This window comes from Pseudomonas sp. SDO5271_S396, assembly GCF_054071795.1.
Window position 1 is genome coordinate 85,852 of the sequence record NZ_JBSVWB010000009.1, and the last position, 20,868, is coordinate 106,719.

The following is a 20,868-nucleotide window of genomic DNA, read 5'->3' on the forward strand; positions in this document are numbered from 1 at the left end:
AGAACCATGAAACTGGACGCACGGAAGCAATCTTTTTTCAGTGATACCAAGCCGGCCTGTGCATTGCGAGGACAGTGGGTAAGCTTTTGCCTGGTCGATGAACAGGGGATGGGCGCGGCATATGGTGGCCTGCCGTACACCGCCCGTGACAGCGCCGGCCAGCAATACAAGGGCCGGTTGAATGGGGAGGGATTCGCCAGGCTGCCGGATATTTACTGCGGCCCGGTGGTTCTCCTGTTTGATGAGTCGTACACTGGTGAGGAACAGCCCTACAGTCTTCTGATCAAACGCTCCAACTACCCCCTGCCGATCACCGAACTCCAGGTCCGCGCTGAACGTACCCGATTTGCCGCGAACGATGGTGCATACCGGGAAGACAATCCTGCGCAACAGAAAGCCGACCACTTCTATCAAGTCGAAGTGCGCGACCTGGTCCGCCATGTCGCGCATTTGCCACCGATGGCCGCGCGACTGCATCCGCCGCAACGCCACGCCTTGAAGATGATGGCGGAACTGGGCTTCGGCCCGCCAGAGCCGACCCTGTCGGGGGTGGTGCTGTTTCCCAACAAGCATTCCGTGTTGGAGGTGCGCCCCTTGCGGGCCCTGCGTCCGATGCTGTCCACCGAAGATCGTTTCTGTGCCTTGAACCTGTATCAATTGGCATTGTTCGCGACACTGAGCTACTGCGACTTCGGTCAACAGCCGCCTACCCAACCCCAGGATGAGGTCCGTTTTCCGCTGGAGCCCACCGTTGGAAACCTGTTCGCTGCGCAGCTTGCGGGGTATCACGATGCGTGGCGTGTCGATCCGCAGCAGACGCGCCGCTTTTATCCCGTTTATGAAGAGGTTTCATACTCCCGGCGTTTCGAGATCCTGCCCTTTGACCCCAAGCTGTATCCACGCAACCGCCCGGAACTAGGTAAAGATCAGGAGCATCCGGCCAAGTTGCACTTTTTTGATGACGAACAATTCGGTACCGACACGCAGGCGTTCATTACTCATCACGACAAGGTGATCCTGATTGCCGTGCGCGGCACACTCAGTGGTGCCGATGCCGTGCGGGACGCCAACGCCCATCAGGTGGTTTTCGCCGAGGGGGTGGGTAAGGCTCACGAGGGGTTTTATCAGGCCTACCGTGCGATGCGCAGTTTTGTGATGGAGTACCTCGATCAATTTCATGCCGGTCAGCGCATAGTGATTTGCGGCCACAGCCTTGGCGGCGCGATCGCTTTACTGCTGGCCGAAGGCTTGCGCCGAACCAAGGTCGCCCGCTACAACATCCTTCTCTACACCTACGGCGCCCCCCGCGCCGCCGACTCTGAGTTCGTCGCTGGCGCTTCCGCTCTGGTGCACCACCGCATCGTCAACCACAACGACCCGGTGCCCAGCGTTCCCGCGACCTGGATGAACACCACCGCCAAACTCTGGGTGCCCGGCGCGGTAGCGCTGTTCAGTGCTCCGGCACCCGGTGGGTTGTTGTTCGCTGCCGGTCTGGTGCGTGTGGGAGGCAACCCCTATCAGCACCATGGTGAGCAGCAGCATTTCATGCCGATCACGTTGGCGGACGGTACGCAATCATCGGTGCTGTGGAAACCCGGGTGCGAGTCCATTCAGGAGGCGGCCTGCAACCGCGCCCAGCAGCTCCACGGCGATATGCCCGACCGTGACAATCTGCTGAAACAGCTGTTCCAGGCCAACCATCACTTCATGACCGCCAGTTATATCCCGGCGGCCTGGGCGACGCTTCGCCGTTGGCAGCAAACCGTGGACAGTAACGGTCCGTTGATCACCCAGAGGGAGTTTGCGCTGATTGACCATGCTTTGGAGACCATGCGTCGACAGCTGCGCGATAAACGCCTGGAGCTGGCCCGCCGTCGACCGGCGAATGATCGCAGCTATGAACCCAATGAAGCCCTGAACGCGGAAATCGACCGTTTGCACACCAGTCGCCAACGGCTGGAAAGCCTGCGTTGGCGCCACCTCGAAGCACGGGATGTGTATGGCGACCAGGCCGAATCCCAAAACCTGCAAGCGAGCCTCAAACGCTGGTTCGATCACCCTGAAAACCATGAACGACCTCAGGTCGCCAGCATTCCTCCCGCCACAAACGTCGAACGCAGGAGGGCGCAACCGCTGGACATCGACGCCATCGTCTGAACCCGGGCGCTTACACGAACTCCACTTGGGCCGGTTGTCGTTTCATCAGCACTTTGCCATTGCGAATCGAGTACAGCGGCAAACCCTGGCTGCGAATGACCTCGTAATCGCTGTCTGCCGACAGGATCAGCAGGTTGGCTGGTCGTCCGGGCTCCAGGCCATAACGGTCCCCCAGGGCTATGGCCTTGGCGCTGTTGTCGGTCACCAGGTCGAGTGCGCGTTGCAGGTTGCGATAGCCCAGCATATGGCAGATGTGCAGACCGGCTTCCAGCACCCGCAGAATATTGCCGTTGCCCAGGGGGTACCAGGGATCGACGATGGAGTCCTGGCCGAAACACACGTTCATGCCGGCTTCCAGCAGTTCATTGACGCGAGTCACGCCACGGCGTTTCGGGAAGGAATCGAAGCGGCCTTGCAGGTGAATGCTTTCGGTCGGGCAGGAGACGAAACTGATCCCCGAATGCCCCAACAGACGAAACAGTTTGGCGCAGTAGGCGTTGTCGTAGGAGCCCATGGCGGTGGTGTGACTGGCGGTGACGCGGGCACCCATGCCACGGCTGCGGGCTTCTTCGGCCAGTACTTCGAGGAAGCGCGAGTGCGGGTCATCGGTTTCGTCGCAATGCACGTCCACCAGGCAGCCGGTGCGCTCGGCCAGGTCCATCAGGAACTTCACCGAGCTGACCCCCTGATCACGGGTGTACTCGAAGTGGGGAATACCGCCGACCACATCAGCGCCGAGGCGGATGGCTTCTTCCATCAGTTCGCGGCCATTGCGGTAAGACTCGATGCCCTCTTGGGGGAAGGCGACGATTTGCAGGTCGATCAGGTGCGCGGTGGTCTCGCGTACCTCCAACATAGCCTTGAGCGCGGTAAGGTCCGGGTCGGTGACGTCGACGTGGGTGCGCACATGCTGAATACCGTGGGCAGCGAGGGCCTGGATGGTTTTTGTGGCACGGGCCTGGGTGTCCTCACGGGTAATCGTGGCTTTGCGTTCTCCCCAGCATTCGATGCCTTCGAACAAGGTGCCGCTCATGTTCCAGCGTGGCTCACCAGCAGTCAGGGTGGCATCGAGGTGAATGTGGGGCTCGACGAAGGGCGGTATCACCAGGTTGCCACCGGCATCCAGGTCATCCGCTGATAATACGGGCTTCGTGTTCTGTGGCGTGATGCTGGCGATCCGGCCATGTTCCAGGTGCAGATCATGCAGCCCTTCACGGTTGCGCAGGCGGGCGTTGATGATGTGCATGGGCAAGCTCCTCTTGGCTCAAGACAATCCGGCAGACAGTCGCCAGGCCATCAGCAGTCGCGATGTCCTGGACACTGAATCAGTCGAACACGGTGTGGGTGGTTTCGCCGCGATGGAATGCGAAGGCCGCTTCCAGATCGCTTTCGATGGTGCGCCCGCGGGATAGCGGCGGCAGGTTGTCCAGGCTGAAAAAACCGACCTCGGTGGTTTCGAACCCGGCCACCGGTGCCAGTTGGTCCACCCGTTCGCACAGGAAATATAGCTTATAGAAGTCCCGCACATCCGGTCGGTACAAGCCCTTGGCCTTGTGGGTGACGCTGTACAGCGCTCGTGCGGTGACGGTCAACCCGGCTTCCTCGCGTATCTCCTTGACGATGTTTTCCGCTGCCGACAAGCCGATATCCGCATAACCACCAGGCAGCGCCCAGCAGCCATCGGTCAGCTCTCGTACCAGCAGGATCCGGTCGCCCTCGATCACTGCGCCACGCACATCGATCATGGGTGTCGAGTAACGTTGGGCAAAGTCCGGCACCAGGCCGGTGATGCGCTCCAGCGGCACATTGCCCAGTTGCGCGAGCATGCGGTGGGCGATCTCGGCAATTTCTTCCAGGCGTTCACGCTCGAAGTCATCGGTGCAGAAGTGCAGGCCGGTGGAAGCCAGGGCCTGCAAGCGCTTGGCCTGGGCCAGCCAGGTACTTTCCATGGGCTACTCCTTGAGTCGTTTGGTCATGTACACGCGACGCAAGCCATGTTCTTCGGCCCGGTGGGTTTCGACATAACCGCGGCGGCTGTACAGGGTGATGTTTTCGGTCATGGTTTCATGGGTGTACAGGCGAAGGGCGGTCAGGCCAGCGTCAGTCGCCTGTCGTTCGGCGAAGTCCATCAGCAGGCGTCCATAGCCCAGGCCCTGGGCGTGGGGGGCAACGGCCAGGTTATCCAGCAACAACGCGCCGTCGGCATCCAGCAGAACGATAAAGCCCTGAACCTGCCCGGCCTGTTCCAGTACATGTACGCCACCGGCTTGTACCAACTGGCGGTAATCTTCCAGCATTGGCCCGGGTTGACGGCCCATCCGCTCGATGTAGGGCGAGTAGGCCGCCTGGACGATGGCTTCGATGGCGGCAACATCCTGAGGGGTAGCGGGGCGCATCATGGCGTCGTGCTCCTTGTGGGCAAGAAGCCAAGACTGTAAGGGAGCCAGGCACAAAAAAACCACCGCTCGGGTGGTTTTTTCCTGGCGCGGGCTTACTCCCCGCGATAGATGCAACCGCTGGTGCAGGTCTCGTGGATGCGAATCGCGCTGAGCTCCGGCAGCAGGGGTTTGAGTTCAGTCCAGATCCACTTGGCCAGCACTTCGCTGGTGGGATTTTCCAGGCCCGGAATGTCATTGAGATAGTTGTGGTCGAGGCGTTCGTAGAGTGGCTTGAAAATCGCCTTGATCTCCGAGAAATCGCGAATCCAGCCGGTATGGGGATCCAGCTCGCCGCTCAGGTGAATCGCCACCTTGAACGAATGCCCGTGCAGGCGCCCGCATTTGTGGCCTTCCGGTACGTGGGGCAGGCGGTGGGCGGATTCGAATGTAAATTCCTTGAAGATTTCCACAGTGTTTTCAGCTCGGTTGGTATCTGGCAGGCGGCGAGTTTAACAGCATGATCCCTCACCGCGCATACCGTCTCTCTGTCGCCTTGCATCAAAGCGCCTGCAAACGTTCGCCCAATGTGCCGTTATCCGCCAGTTCCAGGAACTCATCGCCCAACCGCCGACTCTCGCTCATTGCGGTTTGCCAGTATTTATTGCGGCTTGGGTCGTCGCCCATGAATCGTTTGAAATCACTGCGGTCCGGCAATTTGCCATGGGGCAGGCGGGCCAGGTAGTCCCGGGATGGCGCCAGTAGCAGCACATCCTGCAAACCCTGTTGATTGCTGCGCCGCCACGGTAGCCCCTTGTCGAACCAGCCGGGGATGACCCGATCGGTGAAGTGCGGGTACAGCACAATGTCATCGCCGTGGTAGGGCAGGTCGAGGTGGTAGTCCAGCAAGCCGCCATCACGGTAGGTGCCCTCACCGGCACCCGGCAGGTCGCGCACGCCCTGCATCACCATGGGAATCGAGCCCGAAGCCAGCAACGCCTGGCGCAGATTGCCCAGTTCCAGCGCGAGGAAGCGCGACGGAAAATCCGTCAACGGATGCACCGGTGGCGCCTGGCGCGGGTCATGGATGATCAGCCGCTCGAAGTGCCGCGACAGGCGCGCGCGGCCACGCAGGTTGTCGGCAATTACTGACGACAGGCCCAGGCCCAGTCGCCCGCGATGATCATCGGCGAGTCGGCCATGGCTCTTGACCACCATGATGTTCAGGCGATAGCTGGCATTGTCGAGGATGCGCGCGTCGCGGCCCGCCAGCAGGTCATCGAGCATGCGCTGGCAGCTCTGGCTGACTTCGGCCATGGTCACGCCCTTGGCAAAGCTTTGCTCGTTGTACAGGCGGCCAAGGTCCAGCAGGCCCTGCACCGGGTCGGGCAGGCAGGCACTGGCGAAGCGCCAGGAGCCGATGGACGCGCCGATCAGCGCACGTTCGCGCGGGGCACGCGGCAACCAGTCGCCGAACAGCGCCAGGTCCAGGCCCTGGATGCCCAGCGCTTTTGGGCCGCCCGCCGCACCGGGAAGGATGCCGACATCCGCTGGCGCCAGGCCTTGGTCACGAATCCGTGTGAATGCGCGTTTGCCGGCCTTGAGGGTCAGGGCGGGAAACTTGATGTGAATGGCTGTCATACCGGTCTCTGTTCTAGCAAGCGGGGCAGTATAGAAAATCCAGCGAAGTGTGGGGAAAAGCCCTGGCTGGAATTGCCATGGTGGCAATTCAGTTTCAGTTAAGTTGCGACAAGTACTGTGGCGGGCGTAGGAAAAACATCCGGAAATGGAGACTCATCATGAAGCGCCTTACAGCGCTGGTCACCGCCGCTATCATGGCTTTCACGGCGAGCCCGGCCATGGCCATGGATCCAGATAAACCACTGGATGCGCCCGCCACTGTTACAATTGTCGCTTTCGATCAGCTGGAAGCCACGGCCCTGGCCCTCCACCCCGGTTCGACCCTGTTGGACACCGACCTGGACGAAGCCTATGGCAAGTATGTCTACGAAGTCGAATTGGAGGATACCAACGGCATCGAGTGGGACGTCGAATTGGACGCGCTCACCGGGCAGGTTCTCAAGAATCATCAGGAATCGTAATGAAAGTAAATTTACGCGCCGGTAGTCGGGTGGCGTGGGTACTGCTGGCGTTCTGTACCAGCCTGGCGGCCCGCGACCTCAACCAGGATGAAGCGCTGACACTGCGCCAGCAGGGTGTGATCCTGCCGCTGGAGCAGCTGTTGCAGCAGGCGATGGCCCGTTATCCCGGGTCGCGCTTGCTGGAAGCCGAGCTTGAGAAAAAACATGGCCAGTACGCCTATGAAGTGGAGCTGGTGACCGTTGAAGGCGTGGTGCGCGAGATCAAGCTGGACGCGGCCACCGGTGCGCTGATCAAAGACGAGGAAGACTGATGCGCCTGCTGTTGGTGGAAGACAACGTACCGCTTGCCGATGAACTGCTGGCCGGTCTGCAACGCCAGGGCTATGCCGTCGACTGGCTGGCCGATGGGCGCGATGCGGTGTATCAGGGGCGCAGCGAGCCCTATGACCTGATCATCCTCGACCTCGGTTTGCCCGGGTTGCCCGGCCTTGAGGTGCTCGCGCAATGGCGCGCTGCCGCCCTGGCCATCCCGGTGCTGATTCTGACCGCGCGCGACTCTTGGGCCGAGCGCATCGAAGGGCTCAAGGCCGGCGCCGATGATTACCTGAGCAAACCCTTTCACCCCGAAGAGCTGCACCTGCGGGTCCAGGCGTTGTTGCGCCGCTCCCACGGCCAGGCCAATCAACCCACCCTGCAGGCCGCTGGGTTGCACCTGGATGAGGGACGCCAGTGCGTGTTGCGCGAAGGCGACGAGATCCAGCTGACCGCCGCCGAGTTTCGGCTGTTGCGCTATTTCATGCTGCACCCTGAGCAAATCCTGTCGAAAAGCCACTTGGCCGAACACTTGTATGACGGCGAGACCGAACGCGACTCCAATGTGCTGGAGGTTCACGTCAACCACCTGCGCCGCAAATTGGGCCGCAGCGTGATCGAGACCCGGCGTGGCCAGGGTTATCGGTTTGGTGCCGCCGCCCCATGAAGTCGATTCAGCGGCGCCTGAGCCTGGGGCTGGTCAGTGTGATGGTGATCGTCGGCGTGGTGCTGGCGCAAACCAGCCTCTGGTTGTTCGAGGCCGGGTTGCAGCGCTACCTGGAAGCCGGGCTGCGCAATGACGCCGAGAACCTGCTGGTGGCCATGGTCCGCGGGCCCAATGGCATGCAGCTGGACGAGCAACGTTTATCCCCGGCCTACCAGCGACCGTTCTCGGGGCACTATTTCCGAATCGACTTTACCGATACCCACTGGCGCTCCCGTTCCCTGTGGGACCAAGAGCTGCCGCAGCTTCCCGAGGCCGGGATCAAGGGCAACCTGCAGTTGGGGCCGGAGGGCCAGCAACTGCTGGTGTTGCGCGCGGACTACAAACGATTCGGTCGCTCGATTTCCATCAGCGTGGCCCAGGACTACACCCCGGTGCGGGAAAGTTTTCACCTGATGCGCCAGATCGGCCTGGTGCTCGGCCTGGCGGCGCTGTTGCTGGTGCTGATTCTGCAACGGGTCACGGTGCGCCGCGCGTTGCGCCCGCTGGAGACCGCGCGCAATCAGATTGCCCAGTTGCAACAGGGTCAGCGCTCGCAGCTCGACACCCAGGTACCGCAGGAACTGGAACCGTTGGTGGCCCAGATCAACCACCTGCTGGCCCATACCGAAGACAGCCTCAAGCGTTCGCGCAATGCCCTCGGCAACCTCGGGCATGCCCTCAAGACGCCGCTGGCGGTGCTGTTGAGTGCGGCCTCCAGCGACGCACTCAAGGATCATCCCGAGTTGAGCAAACTGTTGCGTGCTCAGCTCGAGCAGGTGCAACAACGTCTCAACCGAGAGCTCAACCGTGCTCGCCTGGCCGGTGAAACCCTGCCAGGTGCGCTGTTCGACTGTGAAAAGGAACTGCCCGGCCTGTTGGCCACCCTCAACATGATCCACGGCGAGCATCTGGACCTGAGTCACCAGGTCGCCCCCGGCCTGCAATTGCCATGGGACCGCGAGGATCTTCTGGAGCTGCTGGGCAACCTGCTGGACAACGCCTGCAAGTGGGCCGACGCCGAGGTGCGTGTGACGGTCAGCGAGACGTCAAACAGTTACCTGCTGGCGGTGGATGACGACGGCCCCGGCATTCCAGAGGCCCAGCGCGACCAGGTATTCAGCCGGGGGACGCGCCTGGACGAACAGATCGACGGGCACGGCCTGGGGTTGGGCATCGTGCGCGATATCGTCGAGGTGTGGGGCGGCGTGTTGCAGTTGCAGGAAAGTGAACTGGGCGGCCTCAAGGTGTTGATCGAATTGCCCAAGCGTTAGAAGCCCTTCGTATGTCGGGAACATTCCTTTTGTGGTGAGCAAGCTCGTCCTGCTCACCACAACGAGTCCATCTGCCACAACCGGCCGCCCCACCCAGAGCAGGCCCGTTTCCACAGGGGTTGCATTTCAACCTTCAAACCCTGAACTGGTCCATCAACCCTTGCTGTTGATTGGCCAGGCTGTTCAATGCCTGGCTCACCCGCGCCGATTCGTTTGCCTGCCCGGACAGTGATTCGGTTACATCGCGAATCGTCGCCACATTGTTGTTGATCTCTTCGGCCACCGCGCTCTGCTCTTCGGCGGCACTGGCGATTTGCAGGTTCATGTCGCTGATCACCGTGACGGCGTCGCCGATCTGGCGCAGCGCGGTCACGGCCTGACCGACCTGTTCGACGCTGCCCTGGGCCTGGCGATAGCTGTTGCCCATGGCGTCGACCACCTCTTCGGTGCCGCTTTGCAGTTGCTCGATCACCAGACGGGTTTCTTCCACCGATTCCTGGGTGCGCCGCGCCAGGTTGCGCACTTCGTCGGCCACCACCGCGAAGCCGCGTCCGGCCTCACCGGCGCGAGCGGCTTCGATGGCGGCGTTGAGGGCCAGCAGGTTGGTCTGTTCGGCAATGCCGCGAATCACTTCCAGCACCGAACCGATCTTCTCGCTGTTGCCGGCCAGGCCTTCGACCTGAGCCATGGCAGTGCTCATGTCGGCCGCCAGATGCCCGATGTTGGTGGTGGTGCGGTCGATCACGGTCAAGCCATCCTGGGTGGCCCGGTCGGCATCCCGCGCCGCCTGGGCGGCCTGGGCCGCGCTGCGGGCCACGTCCTGGGCGGTGGCGCTCATTTCATGGGAGGCCGTGGCCACTTGGTCGACCTGGCGGTATTGCTGCTCCATGCCGGCGCTGGTTTCAGTGGCGATCGCGGCAGACTGGTCGGCCGTGCCACGGGCGTCCTGCACCGAGCGTTTTACCTGGGCGATGATCGGTTGCAGTTTGTCGAGGAAACGGTTGAACCAGCCGGCCAACTGGCCCAGTTCATCCCGCTTGTCGTAGGCCAGGCGGCGGGTGAGGTCGCCTTCGCCGCTGGCGATGTCTTCGAGCATGCGCGCCACGCCGAGGATCGGCCGGGTCACGCTGCGCGCCATCAACCACACCAGGATCAGGCCGACCACGGCTGCCAGCAGCCCCAGGCTCAGTTCGAGCAACGTGCCACGGGTATTGTCGGCGTCCAGCTGCGCCTTGAGCGCTTCGGCCGGGCCCACCAGCACCTGCTCGGGTACATCGAGCAACACACCCCAGGCCTTGCCTTCGGGAATCGGTGCGAAAGGCGCCAGCACCTTGAGCTGATGGTCCGTGCGCAAGCTGCGGATTTGTGTGCTGCCGGCCAGGGCACTGATCAGTTGTGCGCCGCTGACGCTGTCGACCTGGTCCAGGCGCTGGCTGAGCTTGCCGGCATCCGCGCTGTAGCCGGCGAGCAGACCGGTGGGGCTGAGGATGCTGACCAGGGTCTGGCCGTCGTAGAGTTTCTGGCTGGCCTGTTGGCTTACGGCCTGCAGGCTATTGAGGTTGATGTCCACCGACAGCGATGCGATGACCTTGCCGTTGGCCTTGAGCGGAAACACGATGCTGGTCATCAGTACGTTCTGCCCGTCGATCACATAAAAATACGGTTCGATCACGCACGGTTTGAGGGTGCTGCGTGGGCAGGTGAACCAGGCATTGGCCGGTTCGCCGCTGGGGCCGATGCGGGTGTCGGCCATGTCGCTTTCCGGCAGCGCCATCGATGTGAGTGTGCCCGGCGTCGGTTGCGACCAGTACAGGGCAAAGCGGCCCTTGTCGTTGCTGCCCAGCTCTGGCTGATGGGCGAACAGTTCATCCTTGCCGTCCAGCGCATTGGCTTCGAACACCAGCGACAAGCCCAGCAGGTCGGGGTTGGCCTGCAATGCGGCTTTTACCTGACGGGTCAGGTCTTCGCGCGTGTCGAAGGCGTCGAGGAAGCGTTTTTCTGCCTGTTCGCGCAGGAACAGCACCTGCCGGGCAAAACCGTGACCGTACTGGTAGGCATCCATGAACTGGCGACGAATACCCAACGCCTGCACTTCACCCTGGGCCTCGATGCGCGCCTGGGCGGCTTCGTCGAGCATCAACATGCTGGACGCCTTGACCTGCTCCGAACTCTGATCCATGCGATACAGCGACAACCCCACCAAAAGGGTCACGATCCCCAGCAGGCACAGGCCGGCGAGCAGGGTGATTTTCCATTGAATGGACAGCTGTCTGAGGGACATCGAGGAACATCCTTAACCTGAAAACACAGAGAGCCTCTGTATCGGCCGTGCTGGATCTTTCTTTATTCAAACGTTCAATTTAAACCTGAAAACGGCGCCGTTTTTTGACATGCGGCCGTGCCTGCTGCAAAGTGCGCGCCCTCTAACAAGACCTCCTTCACGCCTGCACGCTGGCTGCCACGCCCTGGCCGTCGGGCGCGGGTGTGCCTGTCTTTTATGTTTTTTGCTTGAGGTAACCATGATTAACGCAGTCATTGCCGCGGTTGGCACCATGCTGGTACTCAGCCTGTCCCGCGTGCATGTGGTCATCGCCATCATTGTCGGCGCGCTGGTGGGCGGCCTGACCGGTGGCCTGGGCATCGAGGCCACGCTCAAGGCTTTCAATGGGGGGTTGGGCGGCGGCGCCACTGTGGCGTTGTCCTACGCATTACTCGGCGCTTTCGCGGTGGCCATTGCCAAGTCCGGTCTGGCCCACGCGTTGGCCGACAAGGCACTGCTGCTGGTGGATCGCCAGGAAGCCACCGGGGGAGGCCACGTCAAATGGCTGTTGATCGGCCTGTTGTGGGCCGTGGCGATTGCCTCACAGAACATTCTGCCGATCCATATCGCGTTCATCCCGTTGCTGGTGCCGCCGCTGTTGTATGTGCTGACCAAGCTGCAACTGGATCGGCGCCTGATCGCCTGTGTGATGACGTTCGGCCTGATCACGCCCTACATGTTCCTGCCGGTGGGCTTTGGCAATATCTTCCTCAACCAGATCCTGCTGGCCAACGTGGCCAAGAGCGGCGTGGACGTCAGCCAGGTGAACGTCACCCATGCCATGGGCCTGCCGGCACTGGGCATGGTGGTGGGGCTGCTGGTGGCGGTGTTTGTCAGTTATCGCAAGAAGCGCGTGTATGACCTGGGGAAAATCGAGCGGGTCGAACAAGTGGCGGTGCAGTACAACCCGCTGACCCTGCTGGTGGCCGGTCTGGCGATTGCCTCGGCGTTCATCATTCAGCTGTGGCTGGACTCGATGATCATCGGTGCCCTGGCCGGCTTCCTGATCTTCTCGGTGTCAGGCATCGTGCGCTGGCGCGAGACCGACGACCTGTTCACTGAAGGCATGAAGATGATGGCGATGATCGGCTTCATCATGATCGCCTCGTCGGGCTTTGCCGAAGTGCTCAAGGCCACCGGCGACGTGCGTTCGCTGGTGGAGGCCTCGGCGGCTTTCATCGGCCATAGCCGTGGGATCGGCGCATTGTTGATGCTGCTGGTGGGCTTACTGGTGACCATGGGCATCGGTTCGTCGTTTTCCACGGTGCCGATCCTGGCGGCGATCTTCGTGCCGTTGTGTGTGCAACTGGGCTTCAGTCCGCTGGCCATCGTGTGCATCGTCGGCACTGCCGGTGCCCTGGGCGATGCCGGTTCGCCCGCATCGGATTCCACCCTCGGCCCCACCTCGGGCCTGAATATCGACGGCCAGCACCACCATATCTGGGACACCGTGGTGCCGACGTTTCTGCACTACAACCTCCCGCTGCTGGCCTTCGGCTGGTTGGCGGCGATGATTTTTTAGCCGACTTGCCCGGCACGTCCGTCGTGATCGTTCGGCGATGACTGTTTGTGCCGCCGCCTTGTCGGAAGAAATTGGAGCTTTTGCAGGGAATTTCTGAAACTGGCCTGCATTCAATAGGGGGAGAAAGTTGGGTGGTTGATGTCCTTTATATTTCGGCGCTTCTCACCCGACGTTGAGCTACTCCGATGAAAAAATCCGCTCTTTTCTTAGCCATTTTGTTGATGACAGGCTGCGTCACGGCTTCGAAAAACCTGATTGAAAAAAACGGCTACGCCATCGATACCACACACACTTCCCCGAACCAGAACGAGCGGGTTCGCTATTTAGTGCTGCATTACACGGTCTTCAACGACAAAAACTCCCTTGCGGCGCTAACCAACGGTACCGCCAGCGCTCATTATCTCGCCTACAGCCATCCACCCACACACCACAAACTACCGGTAGCCGTACAGTTGGTGCCGGAGGAGAAACGGGCCTGGCATGCCGGCGTCAGTCAATGGGGAAATCGTGTCAATCTCAATGACACCTCCATCGGCATCGAAATTGTCAACGCCGGCTTTATTGACGGTCCGACCGGACCAGTGTGGTTCCCCTATACGGACGCGCAGTTGGAGTTGGTCAAGCGCCTCGCGGCGGATGTGATCAAGCGTTATGCCATCGAGCCACAAAACGTTGTGGGTCACAGTGACATTGCCCCTCTGCGTAAAACCGACCCTGGGCCGCTGTTTCCCTGGCAGGCTCTCTCCGAACAAGGTATCGGCGCATGGCCAGACGCAGCGACGGTACACAAACATCTGGCCGGACGTCCTGAATCCGGATCGGTGGAAGTGAACGTTGTGCAACGAGCGCTTGCCGCGTATGGCTACACGATTCCCCAAACCGGCCTGCTGGACGAGGAAACCCGGCAAGTCATACGGGCGTTCCAGATGCATTTTCGGCCTGCGGATATCTCGGGTATCCCCGACGCCGAGACCGAGGCGATTGCATTGGCCCTGGTGGAAAAGTATTACCCCTGAAGTCCGAGGCTTCCCGAGAATGAACAGCCGGCTCGTTTGCCATAGGTCGTTTGAACCCTACAGAAACCCTGCAATTGGCCGTTAACCTCTTATGCCGCAACTAATAAGAGAGAAAAGCCATGCGTCTGAGCCTGAAGGCCAAAGTCCTGTCCCTCGCCGTTGTGCCGGTGTTGCTGTTTGCCCTGGTGATCAGCCTGACCACGGTGTGGATCCTGCGCGAGCAAGCCCATAACGAGGTGGAGGAAACCCGCCAGCGTCTGCTCAACGACGCCAAGGCTACCCTGCAAAGTTATGTGGAAGTGGCCATGAGTACCATCAAGCCGCTGTATGACGCCGCCGCCCCTGGCGACACGGCGGCGCGGGCCCAGGTGGTCAAGCTGTTGTCGAACACCAGCTACGGCAAGGACGGCTACTTCTTCGGCTACGACTCCGAGACCATCCGTCTGTTCAAGGGCAACAGCCCGGACGGCGTCGGCAAGAGCTTCAAGGACAATCGCGACCCCAACGGCGTGTACGTCAACCGCGACCTGGTCAAGGTCGGCAAGGACGGCACCCACTACCTGCAATACAGCTCGACCCAGCCGGGCCAGACCGAACTGGTGCCCAAGCTCGGGTACACCGAATACCTGCCCAAGTGGGACATGGTGATTGGTACCTCGGTGAACCTCGATGGCATCGAAGCCCAGGTGGCGGTGGTGGAGGCCAAGGTCGAGAAGCGCATGGAAGGCGTGTTGCTGAGCATCCTCGGTGTGGCCGTGGTAGTGCTGCTGGTGATTGCCGCCGTGGGCATGGTGGTGGCCAATACCATTTTGCGTCCGCTGAATCTGATGAAAGCCAACCTCGATGACATCGCCGCCGGCGAAGGCGACCTGACCCGCCGCCTGGCCATCACCAGTCAGGACGAACTGGGCGATCTGGCGGGTGCGTTCAACCGTTTTGTCGACAAGATCCACGGCCTGGTGCGCCAGATCACCGAAATGACCGCCCAGCTTACCGGGCTGGTCAGCCAGGTGTCCGAGCAGGCCCAGCGTTCCGAACAGGCCATGGAGCGTCAGCGCCACGAGACCGACCAGGTGGCCACCGCGATCAACCAGATGTCCTCCGCCGCCCATGAAGTCGCGCGCAGCGCCCAGGGCGCCGCCGTGGCCGCGCAACAGACCGACACCGAAGGCCAGGCCGCCAAGCGCGTGGTGGACGGCAGCATCGCGCAGATCCATGCGCTGGTGAACGATATCCGCAGCAGCGGCGTGTCCCTCGATAGCCTGCAACAGGACGTCTCGTCGATTGTCAGCGTACTGGGGGTGATCCGCTCGATCGCCGAACAGACCAACCTGTTGGCGCTCAACGCGGCCATCGAGGCGGCTCGGGCAGGGGAGGCGGGCCGTGGGTTCGCGGTGGTGGCCGACGAAGTTCGCGCCCTGGCCAGCCGGACCCAAAGCAGCACCCAGGAAATCCAGGGCATGATCGACCGCCTGCAAAAAGGCACCGAGGCCGCTGTGGACGCCATGCGCCGCTCCAGCGATGCCGGCGACGGCACCTCGGTCCGGGCCAACGAAGCCGGGGTCTCGCTGGACACCATGGCGCAACTGATCGGCACCATCAATTCGATGAACGCGCAGATCGCCAGCGCCGCCGAGGAGCAGACCGCCGTGGCCGAAGAGATCAACCGCAGCGTGCATCAGATCGCCGTCGCGGTGGACAGCGTGGCGGATGAAACCCAGTTGGGCGCCCAGACCTCCCGCAGCCTGTCGGACCTGGGCCAACGGCTGGGGCAACTGGTGGGTCAATTCCGCATCTGATGCGTCATAGGTCAAACATATGGTTGCCTAACGTTAATACGAATATACCTATCACACCCCCTCGGTAAGACTTGAGCCCCAACCACAACAGGGGCTCAAGTCATGTCGCTTCCCAACCTCCCACTATCCAATCTGCTTCAGCGCCTGGCTGAACTCGATACCAACACGGTGTCCGATGCGCTGGACTTCCTGCAACTGCCCGGTGCCGCCGTGGGCATTCGCCCGCTGTGGGATTGCCCCAAAGTGGTGGGCCGGGCCAGCACGGTCAAGCTTGCCCGCAAAAGCGATGCCGCCCCGGGCGTGCACCTGATTTCCCCGGTGATCGACGCCATCACCACGGATGACCGTGTGCTGGTGATCGCCGGTGGTATCGACGGGGTGTCCTGCTGGGGCGACATCAACGCCAATGCCGCCGTCGCCAAGGGCATCCGCGGTTCGGTGATCGACGGGTTCAGCCGTGATATCGACGGCAGCGCCGCCATCGGCTACCCGGTGTATGGCCGTGGCGTGACCATGGTCAGCGCGCGCAACCGCGTGGTGCAGGTGGACTCAGGCGTCACGATCAGCGTGGCGGGCGTCGAGGTGTCGCAAGACGACTACGTGATCGCCGACCGCTGCGGCACGGTGTTCATTCCTGCTGCCGTGATCGAACAGGTGCTCGACCTGGGCGAGCGCATCGCCGCGCGAGAAGCCGCCATGGTCGACGCCGTACGCAGCGGCCGTTCGGTGGCCGAGGTGATGCACGACCGCCAATTCGATGCCATCCGCGTGGAGCCTGCCCGATGAACCTTGAAGACCGGCAACTCGTCGCCCTGTTCGAAGGGCTCGACACCCCCGGCGTTTCCGACGCCATGGACAAGCTCGGCATCCCCGGCCAGTGCCTGGGCATCGCGCCGCTGGATAACTACCGGGGCACCGTGGTGGGGCCTGCGTTTACCGTGCAATACGTGCCCGCCAACACGCCACCGGGGTCGGTCGGTGACTTTATCGAGGACGTGCTGCCGGGGGATGTGGTGGTGATCGCCAACGCGGGCCGCACCGACTGCACCGTGTGGGGCGACATCATGACCCAGTACGCCGGGGCGCGGGGCATTGCCGCCACGGTGATCGACGGCGTCTGTCGCGATGTCAGCAAGGCGCTGGGGGATGGCTACCCGTTGTTCACCAAGGGCCGCTACATGCGCACCGGCAAGGACCGTGTGGAAGTGCTGGCGGTGAACCAGCCAGTGGCGATCAGCGAGGTTCGCGTGTGCTCGCGGGACATCGTCGTGGCCGACGCCAATGGCGTGCTGGTAGTGCCCCGCGCCCGCGCCGCCGAAGTGGCTCGGGTCGCCCGGCAGATCGAAGCCGTCGAAGCGCAGATCCGCGCACTGATCGAGGCAGGCAAGACCCTCAAGCAAGCCCGCGAAACCCTCGGTTATCACACACTGCAAAGGAAAGGCTCGTGAACATTCAACGGCTGAACACACGTCTGGCCCAGGCCCGGCCTTCGGCGACTTACCGCATCATCGACCGCGTGGCCGAGCGTCGTGCCGAGGGCGCAACGATCATCTCGCTGTGTGCCGGCGAGCCGGATTTCGACACCCCGGAGCACATCCGCCAGGCCGGTATTGATGCGATCCGCAACGGCCACACACGCTACACCCAGGTGGCCGGCGTGCGTGCCCTGCGTGAAGCGGTGGCGCAGAAGTTCCGCCGTGAGAACGGCCTGGAGGTGACCTGGCAAGACACGATGGTCATCAATGGCGGCAAGCATGTGATCTACAACGCCCTGGCCGCCACCCTCAACGAAGGGGACGAAGTCATCGTGCCCGCGCCGTATTGGGTCAGCTACCCGGAAATGGTCGAGCTGTGCGGCGGTACGTCGAAGGTCGTGGCATGCGGCGCCGAGGACAGTTTCAAGCTGACGCCGGCCGCCCTTGACCGGGCGATCACCCTCAACACCCGTTGGCTGATCCTCAACTCACCCTCCAACCCCACCGGCGCGGTGTACAGCCGGCACGAACTGCGCGGGTTGGCGGACGTACTGCTCGCCCATCCCCACGTGCTGGTGCTGGCCGACGACATCTACGAACACCTGCTGTTCGACGGCCAGGCCTTTCACACCCTGGCGCAGGTCGAGCCCCGGCTGATGTCGCGGGTGCTGACCATGAACGGCGTGTCCAAGGCCTATGCCATGACCGGCTGGCGCATCGGTTTTGCCACCGGGCCGCGCTGGTTGCTGGCGGCCATGGAAAAACTCCAGGGTCAGCAGACCTCGGGGGCCAGCGCGATTTCCCAGCAAGCGGCGCTGGCGGCGCTCAATGGCCCGCAGGACTTTATCCAGCAGTCGCGGGCCGTCTTCGAACAGCGCCGCGACCGGCTGGTGGCCGCGCTCAATGCCACCCCGGGACTGGCGTGCTTGACGCCCTCCGGCGCTTTCTATGCCTTTGCGTCCTGCGCCGGCCTGCTCGGGCGTACCACGCCTGCCGGCACGTTGTTGCACACCGATGAAGACGTGGCCCAGGCCTTGCTCGAAGAGGCCAACGTGGCGGTGGTGCCGGGCACTGCCTTCGGCCTGGCGCCGTACCTGCGCATTGCCTATGCGCTGGATGACGACTCGCTGGGCGAGGCTTGTGCAGCGATTCGCCGGTTTTGCGAGGCGACCTGCTAGAGCGTCGTCGAGGGACAACCACGGTTGGCGGATCCGGGTTGTCCCTCGGGCTTTTTGTATCGCTGTGTATCGACGGGGGCTGTGGATACGTACCGATTTACCCACGGGCTTTTTCGACACAGGCGCGATACCTCCGGGGCTTTTAATGGCTTCCAACGAGGCACACCGCCTCCAACCCTGAAGCCCGGAGATCATCGCCATGAACACCAAAGCCATCTACGCCGCCTGCCTGTTCGCTGCCCTGAACGTCTGCACCTTGTCGGCCCGTGCCGAAGCCGTCACCCCACAGACCTACAACTACGGCACTCACCTGGACATCAAGCGCGTGGTGTCGATGAGCCAGGAATCCAAGACGGTCTGCGGTGTGGTGAATGCCCGGATGACCTACCTGGACTCCCATGACAACACCCAAGTGCTCGATTACCTCAAGTTCGGTGACGGCTGCGTCGGCGACAACTGAGTGCCTCACCCATCCTCCCTTTTTTGATACAGGAAAAACCGCCATGAACCACCTGACTCGTTTTCTGACCGCTACCGCCTTCGCCCTTGCCGGCACCGCCGTGCACGCCAACGCCGCCGTGGAAAAAAGCAGCTGCTCCGCCAGCACCTGCTTCCAGCTGACGCCGGTCAACCAGGCCGCTGGCCAAGACTTGCTGGTCGAGGACGGCAGCCGTCGCACGCCGCTCGGTCAAGCACTGGACAACCAGACGGCCTGAGGCCGTCTTTCTGATCGATAAGGTGAACATCATGCTACTCATCGCATTCCTGGGCGGCATCCTGACCGTCCTCAGCCCTTGCATCCTGCCGGTGGTGCCGTTTTTGTTCGCCGGCGTCGACCGTACCCGCAGTTCGATCCTGCTGACCCTCGGTGGCATGGTCCTCACCTTTGCGCTGATCTCCAGCCTGGCGGTGGTCAGCAGTGAATGGGTGATACAGGCCAATAACACCGGCCGCCATGTGGCGCTGATCGTGATGGTGCTGTTTGCGCTGTCGTTGATCTCGGCACGGGTCGGCAGCTGGCTGGCACGCCCGTTCGTGCTGCTGGGCAACCGCATCGACCCCGACAGCCGCACGCTGTCCGGCCCACTGAAATCGTTGCTGATCGGCGTCGCCACCGGCTTGCTCTGGGCGCCGTGCGCCGGGCCGATCCTGGGAGTGATCCTCACGGGCGCGATGCTGCAAGGCGCCAATGCGCAGACCAGCCTGCTGCTGGTGGCGTACGGCCTGGGCAGCGCGTTGTCCCTGGGCACCTTGATCTTCGCCGGGCGTGGCCTGGTCAACCGGCTCAAGGCGTCGATTCCGGTTACCGGCTGGTTGCGCCGTGGGGCAGGGGTGGCGGTACTCGCGGCGGCAGTGGTGATTTCCACCGGCGCAGACAAGACCCTGCTGGCCGGTACCTCGTCCGAAGGCGTCAGCAGCCTGGAAAAAGGCGTGCTGGAAAACGTCCCCAAAGTGGTGGATTACGTGGTGAGCAAGGTCAAGGCCGATCCGGCGCAGGACAACGCCAAGGGCGCCATGCCGTCGCTGGCCGGCGCGGTCGAATGGCTCAACTCACCGGAACTCACCCGTGAATCCCTGAAGGGCAAAGTGGTGCTGGTGGACTTCTGGACCTACGACTGCATCAACTGCCAGCACACCTTGCCCTACGTGAAGCAGTGGGCGAAGAAGTACGAGAAGGACGGCCTGGTGGTGATCGGCGTGCATACCCCGGAATACGGCTATGAGCGCATCATCGGCAACGTCAAGGACCAGGTACGCAAGCTGGGCATCACTTACCCGGTGGCCATCGACAACAACTATGCGATCTGGCGCAACTTCGATAACCAGTACTGGCCAGCCCATTACCTGGTCGATGCCAAGGGGCAAGTGCGTTACACCCACTTTGGCGAAGGCCGCTACGAGGCTCAGGAGCAGATGATCCAGACGCTGTTGAATGAGGCCAAGGCTTCGCAGTGACTCAATGCAGCGGCGTTGCCAGCAACGCCGCCATCTTGACCAGGCCCGCCAATGAGCGGGCCTTCATTTTGCGCATCGCTTTTCCGCGATGGGCCTTGACGGTGATCTCGCTGATGGCCAGGTCGCAGGCAATCACCTTGTTCATTTGCCCTGCGACAACCCTGGCCATCACTTCCTGCTCCCGTGGCGTCAGGGTTGCGTAGGCGGCCCGCAGGGTACGCAGTTGATCTTCCTGATCCAGCAAGGCACGGCTTTTTTCCAGCGCGTTGGCAATGGCGGCGAGCAGCACGTCGTCATTGAAGGGTTTGGTCAGGAACTCCACGGCCCCGGCTTTCATCGCGCGCACCGTCAGCGGGATGTCACCGTAGCCGGTGATGAAGATGATCGGTGTGTCGGGACGTTCCCGGGCGATGGCGGCCTGCAAATCCAGGCCGTTGAGGTCGGGCAGGTTGATGTCCAGCACCAGGCAGCTGGGCACGGCGCTGCGCGGCTGGCCGAGAAAGGCCTGGGCCGATTCGAACAGTTGAGGCTGCCACTGCGAAAACCGTATCAGCAGCTCCAGGGATTCGCGTACGGAAACATCATCGTCGACAACGAATACGATCGGCAGGGGTTCGGTCATGGGCGCGGCTCTGCGTGCAGGGACGATCAAGTGGGTCGAATGCATCAGGATAGCTCC

Annotated in this window: 21 protein-coding genes and 1 pseudogene; 14 read left to right on the forward strand and 8 right to left on the reverse strand. The window is 62.2% G+C overall.

The window, feature by feature from the left end:
• The first annotated feature begins 6 nt into the window (after nt 1-6).
• Entirely contained in the window at nt 7-2,157 is a 2,151-nt protein-coding gene (locus ACW9IN_RS09555) for a lipase family protein (protein ID WP_457365656.1), read from the forward strand.
• 10 nt (nt 2,158-2,167) lie between these two features.
• On the opposite strand, the gene codA is transcribed toward ACW9IN_RS09555, so the two are convergent.
• The 5 genes from codA to ACW9IN_RS09580 form a co-directional block, all read right to left on the reverse strand.
• Nucleotides 2,168-3,403, reverse strand: a complete 1,236-nt coding sequence (gene codA / locus ACW9IN_RS09560; RefSeq protein ID WP_457365657.1) for a cytosine deaminase — start codon at nt 3,401-3,403, stop codon at nt 2,168-2,170.
• 79 nt (nt 3,404-3,482) lie between these two features.
• Nucleotides 3,483-4,106, reverse strand: coding sequence for an NUDIX hydrolase (locus tag ACW9IN_RS09565; RefSeq protein ID WP_457365658.1), 624 nt, complete (start codon nt 4,104-4,106; stop codon nt 3,483-3,485).
• A gap of 3 nt (nt 4,107-4,109) precedes the next feature.
• Nucleotides 4,110-4,556 (reverse strand): GNAT family N-acetyltransferase, encoded by a 447-nt coding sequence (locus ACW9IN_RS09570; RefSeq protein WP_457365659.1) that lies wholly within the window; start codon nt 4,554-4,556, stop codon nt 4,110-4,112.
• 92 nt (nt 4,557-4,648) lie between these two features.
• Nucleotides 4,649-5,005 carry a 6-carboxytetrahydropterin synthase QueD gene (gene queD, locus ACW9IN_RS09575; protein ID WP_457365660.1) on the reverse strand — a complete coding sequence of 119 codons (357 nt, stop codon included), beginning with the start codon at nt 5,003-5,005 and terminating at the stop codon, nt 4,649-4,651.
• Between the two features lie 88 nt (nt 5,006-5,093).
• On the reverse strand, nt 5,094-6,173 hold the full coding sequence (locus ACW9IN_RS09580; protein ID WP_457365661.1) for a patatin-like phospholipase family protein: 1,080 nt from the start codon (nt 6,171-6,173) through the stop codon (nt 5,094-5,096).
• Nucleotides 6,174-6,331: 158 nt separating this feature from the next.
• Between ACW9IN_RS09580 and ACW9IN_RS09585 the strand changes: the two genes are divergently transcribed.
• The 4 genes from ACW9IN_RS09585 to ACW9IN_RS09600 are packed head-to-tail and all read left to right on the forward strand — an operon-like array spanning nt 6,332 to nt 8,923.
• A complete protein-coding gene (locus ACW9IN_RS09585; RefSeq protein ID WP_457365662.1) occupies nt 6,332-6,634 on the forward strand; it encodes a PepSY domain-containing protein in 303 nt (100 codons plus the stop codon).
• Entirely contained in the window at nt 6,634-6,945 is a 312-nt protein-coding gene (locus tag ACW9IN_RS09590) for a PepSY domain-containing protein (RefSeq protein WP_457365663.1), read from the forward strand. The genes ACW9IN_RS09585 and ACW9IN_RS09590 overlap by 1 nt, the downstream gene beginning before the upstream one ends.
• On the forward strand, nt 6,945-7,613 hold the full coding sequence (locus ACW9IN_RS09595) for a response regulator transcription factor (RefSeq protein WP_457365664.1): 669 nt from the start codon (nt 6,945-6,947) through the stop codon (nt 7,611-7,613). The genes ACW9IN_RS09590 and ACW9IN_RS09595 overlap by 1 nt, the downstream gene beginning before the upstream one ends.
• Nucleotides 7,610-8,923, forward strand: coding sequence for a sensor histidine kinase (locus ACW9IN_RS09600; RefSeq protein WP_457365665.1), 1,314 nt, complete (start codon nt 7,610-7,612; stop codon nt 8,921-8,923). Before ACW9IN_RS09595 ends, ACW9IN_RS09600 begins: the two co-directional genes overlap by 4 nt.
• Before the next feature lie 133 nt (nt 8,924-9,056).
• On the opposite strand, the gene ACW9IN_RS09605 is transcribed toward ACW9IN_RS09600, so the two are convergent.
• Together ACW9IN_RS09605 and ACW9IN_RS09610 are read right to left on the reverse strand one after the other, a co-directional pair.
• Nucleotides 9,057-9,812: a methyl-accepting chemotaxis protein gene (locus tag ACW9IN_RS09605; protein WP_457365723.1), complete on the reverse strand. Its 756-nt coding sequence runs from the start codon at nt 9,810-9,812 to the stop codon at nt 9,057-9,059.
• Between the two features lie 102 nt (nt 9,813-9,914).
• A pseudogene (locus ACW9IN_RS09610) lies at nt 9,915-11,204 on the reverse strand (HAMP domain-containing protein); the annotation flags it as partial.
• 241 nt (nt 11,205-11,445) lie between these two features.
• On the opposite strand from ACW9IN_RS09610, the gene ACW9IN_RS09615 reads away from it, so the two are divergent.
• The 9 genes from ACW9IN_RS09615 (at nt 11,446) to ACW9IN_RS09655 (ending at nt 20,189) form a co-directional block, all read left to right on the forward strand.
• Nucleotides 11,446-12,765: a Na+/H+ antiporter family protein gene (locus tag ACW9IN_RS09615; RefSeq protein ID WP_457365724.1), complete on the forward strand. Its 1,320-nt coding sequence runs from the start codon at nt 11,446-11,448 to the stop codon at nt 12,763-12,765.
• A gap of 185 nt (nt 12,766-12,950) precedes the next feature.
• Complete coding sequence (locus tag ACW9IN_RS09620; protein WP_457365666.1) at nt 12,951-13,781, forward strand: N-acetylmuramoyl-L-alanine amidase; 831 nt, start codon at nt 12,951-12,953, stop codon at nt 13,779-13,781.
• A gap of 119 nt (nt 13,782-13,900) precedes the next feature.
• Nucleotides 13,901-15,580, forward strand: coding sequence for a methyl-accepting chemotaxis protein (locus ACW9IN_RS09625; RefSeq protein ID WP_457365667.1), 1,680 nt, complete (start codon nt 13,901-13,903; stop codon nt 15,578-15,580).
• 102 nt (nt 15,581-15,682) lie between these two features.
• On the forward strand, nt 15,683-16,366 hold the full coding sequence (locus ACW9IN_RS09630) for an RraA family protein (RefSeq protein ID WP_457365668.1): 684 nt from the start codon (nt 15,683-15,685) through the stop codon (nt 16,364-16,366).
• Nucleotides 16,363-17,028 (forward strand): RraA family protein, encoded by a 666-nt coding sequence (locus ACW9IN_RS09635; protein ID WP_457365669.1) that lies wholly within the window; start codon nt 16,363-16,365, stop codon nt 17,026-17,028. The genes ACW9IN_RS09630 and ACW9IN_RS09635 overlap by 4 nt, the downstream gene beginning before the upstream one ends.
• Nucleotides 17,025-18,233 (forward strand): pyridoxal phosphate-dependent aminotransferase, encoded by a 1,209-nt coding sequence (locus tag ACW9IN_RS09640; RefSeq protein ID WP_457365670.1) that lies wholly within the window; start codon nt 17,025-17,027, stop codon nt 18,231-18,233. Before ACW9IN_RS09635 ends, ACW9IN_RS09640 begins: the two co-directional genes overlap by 4 nt.
• Before the next feature lie 199 nt (nt 18,234-18,432).
• On the forward strand, nt 18,433-18,693 hold the full coding sequence (locus tag ACW9IN_RS09645) for a DUF2790 domain-containing protein (RefSeq protein ID WP_457365671.1): 261 nt from the start codon (nt 18,433-18,435) through the stop codon (nt 18,691-18,693).
• A 43-nt stretch (nt 18,694-18,736) separates the two neighbouring features.
• Nucleotides 18,737-18,949 carry a hypothetical protein gene (locus ACW9IN_RS09650; protein ID WP_457365672.1) on the forward strand — a complete coding sequence of 71 codons (213 nt, stop codon included), beginning with the start codon at nt 18,737-18,739 and terminating at the stop codon, nt 18,947-18,949.
• 31 nt (nt 18,950-18,980) lie between these two features.
• Nucleotides 18,981-20,189, forward strand: a complete 1,209-nt coding sequence (locus ACW9IN_RS09655; protein ID WP_457365673.1) for a cytochrome c biogenesis protein DipZ — start codon at nt 18,981-18,983, stop codon at nt 20,187-20,189.
• A gap of 1 nt (nt 20,190) precedes the next feature.
• On the opposite strand, the gene ACW9IN_RS09660 is transcribed toward ACW9IN_RS09655, so the two are convergent.
• On the reverse strand, nt 20,191-20,856 hold the full coding sequence (locus ACW9IN_RS09660; protein ID WP_457365674.1) for a response regulator transcription factor: 666 nt from the start codon (nt 20,854-20,856) through the stop codon (nt 20,191-20,193).
• Nucleotides 20,857-20,868: the final 12 nt, after the last annotated feature.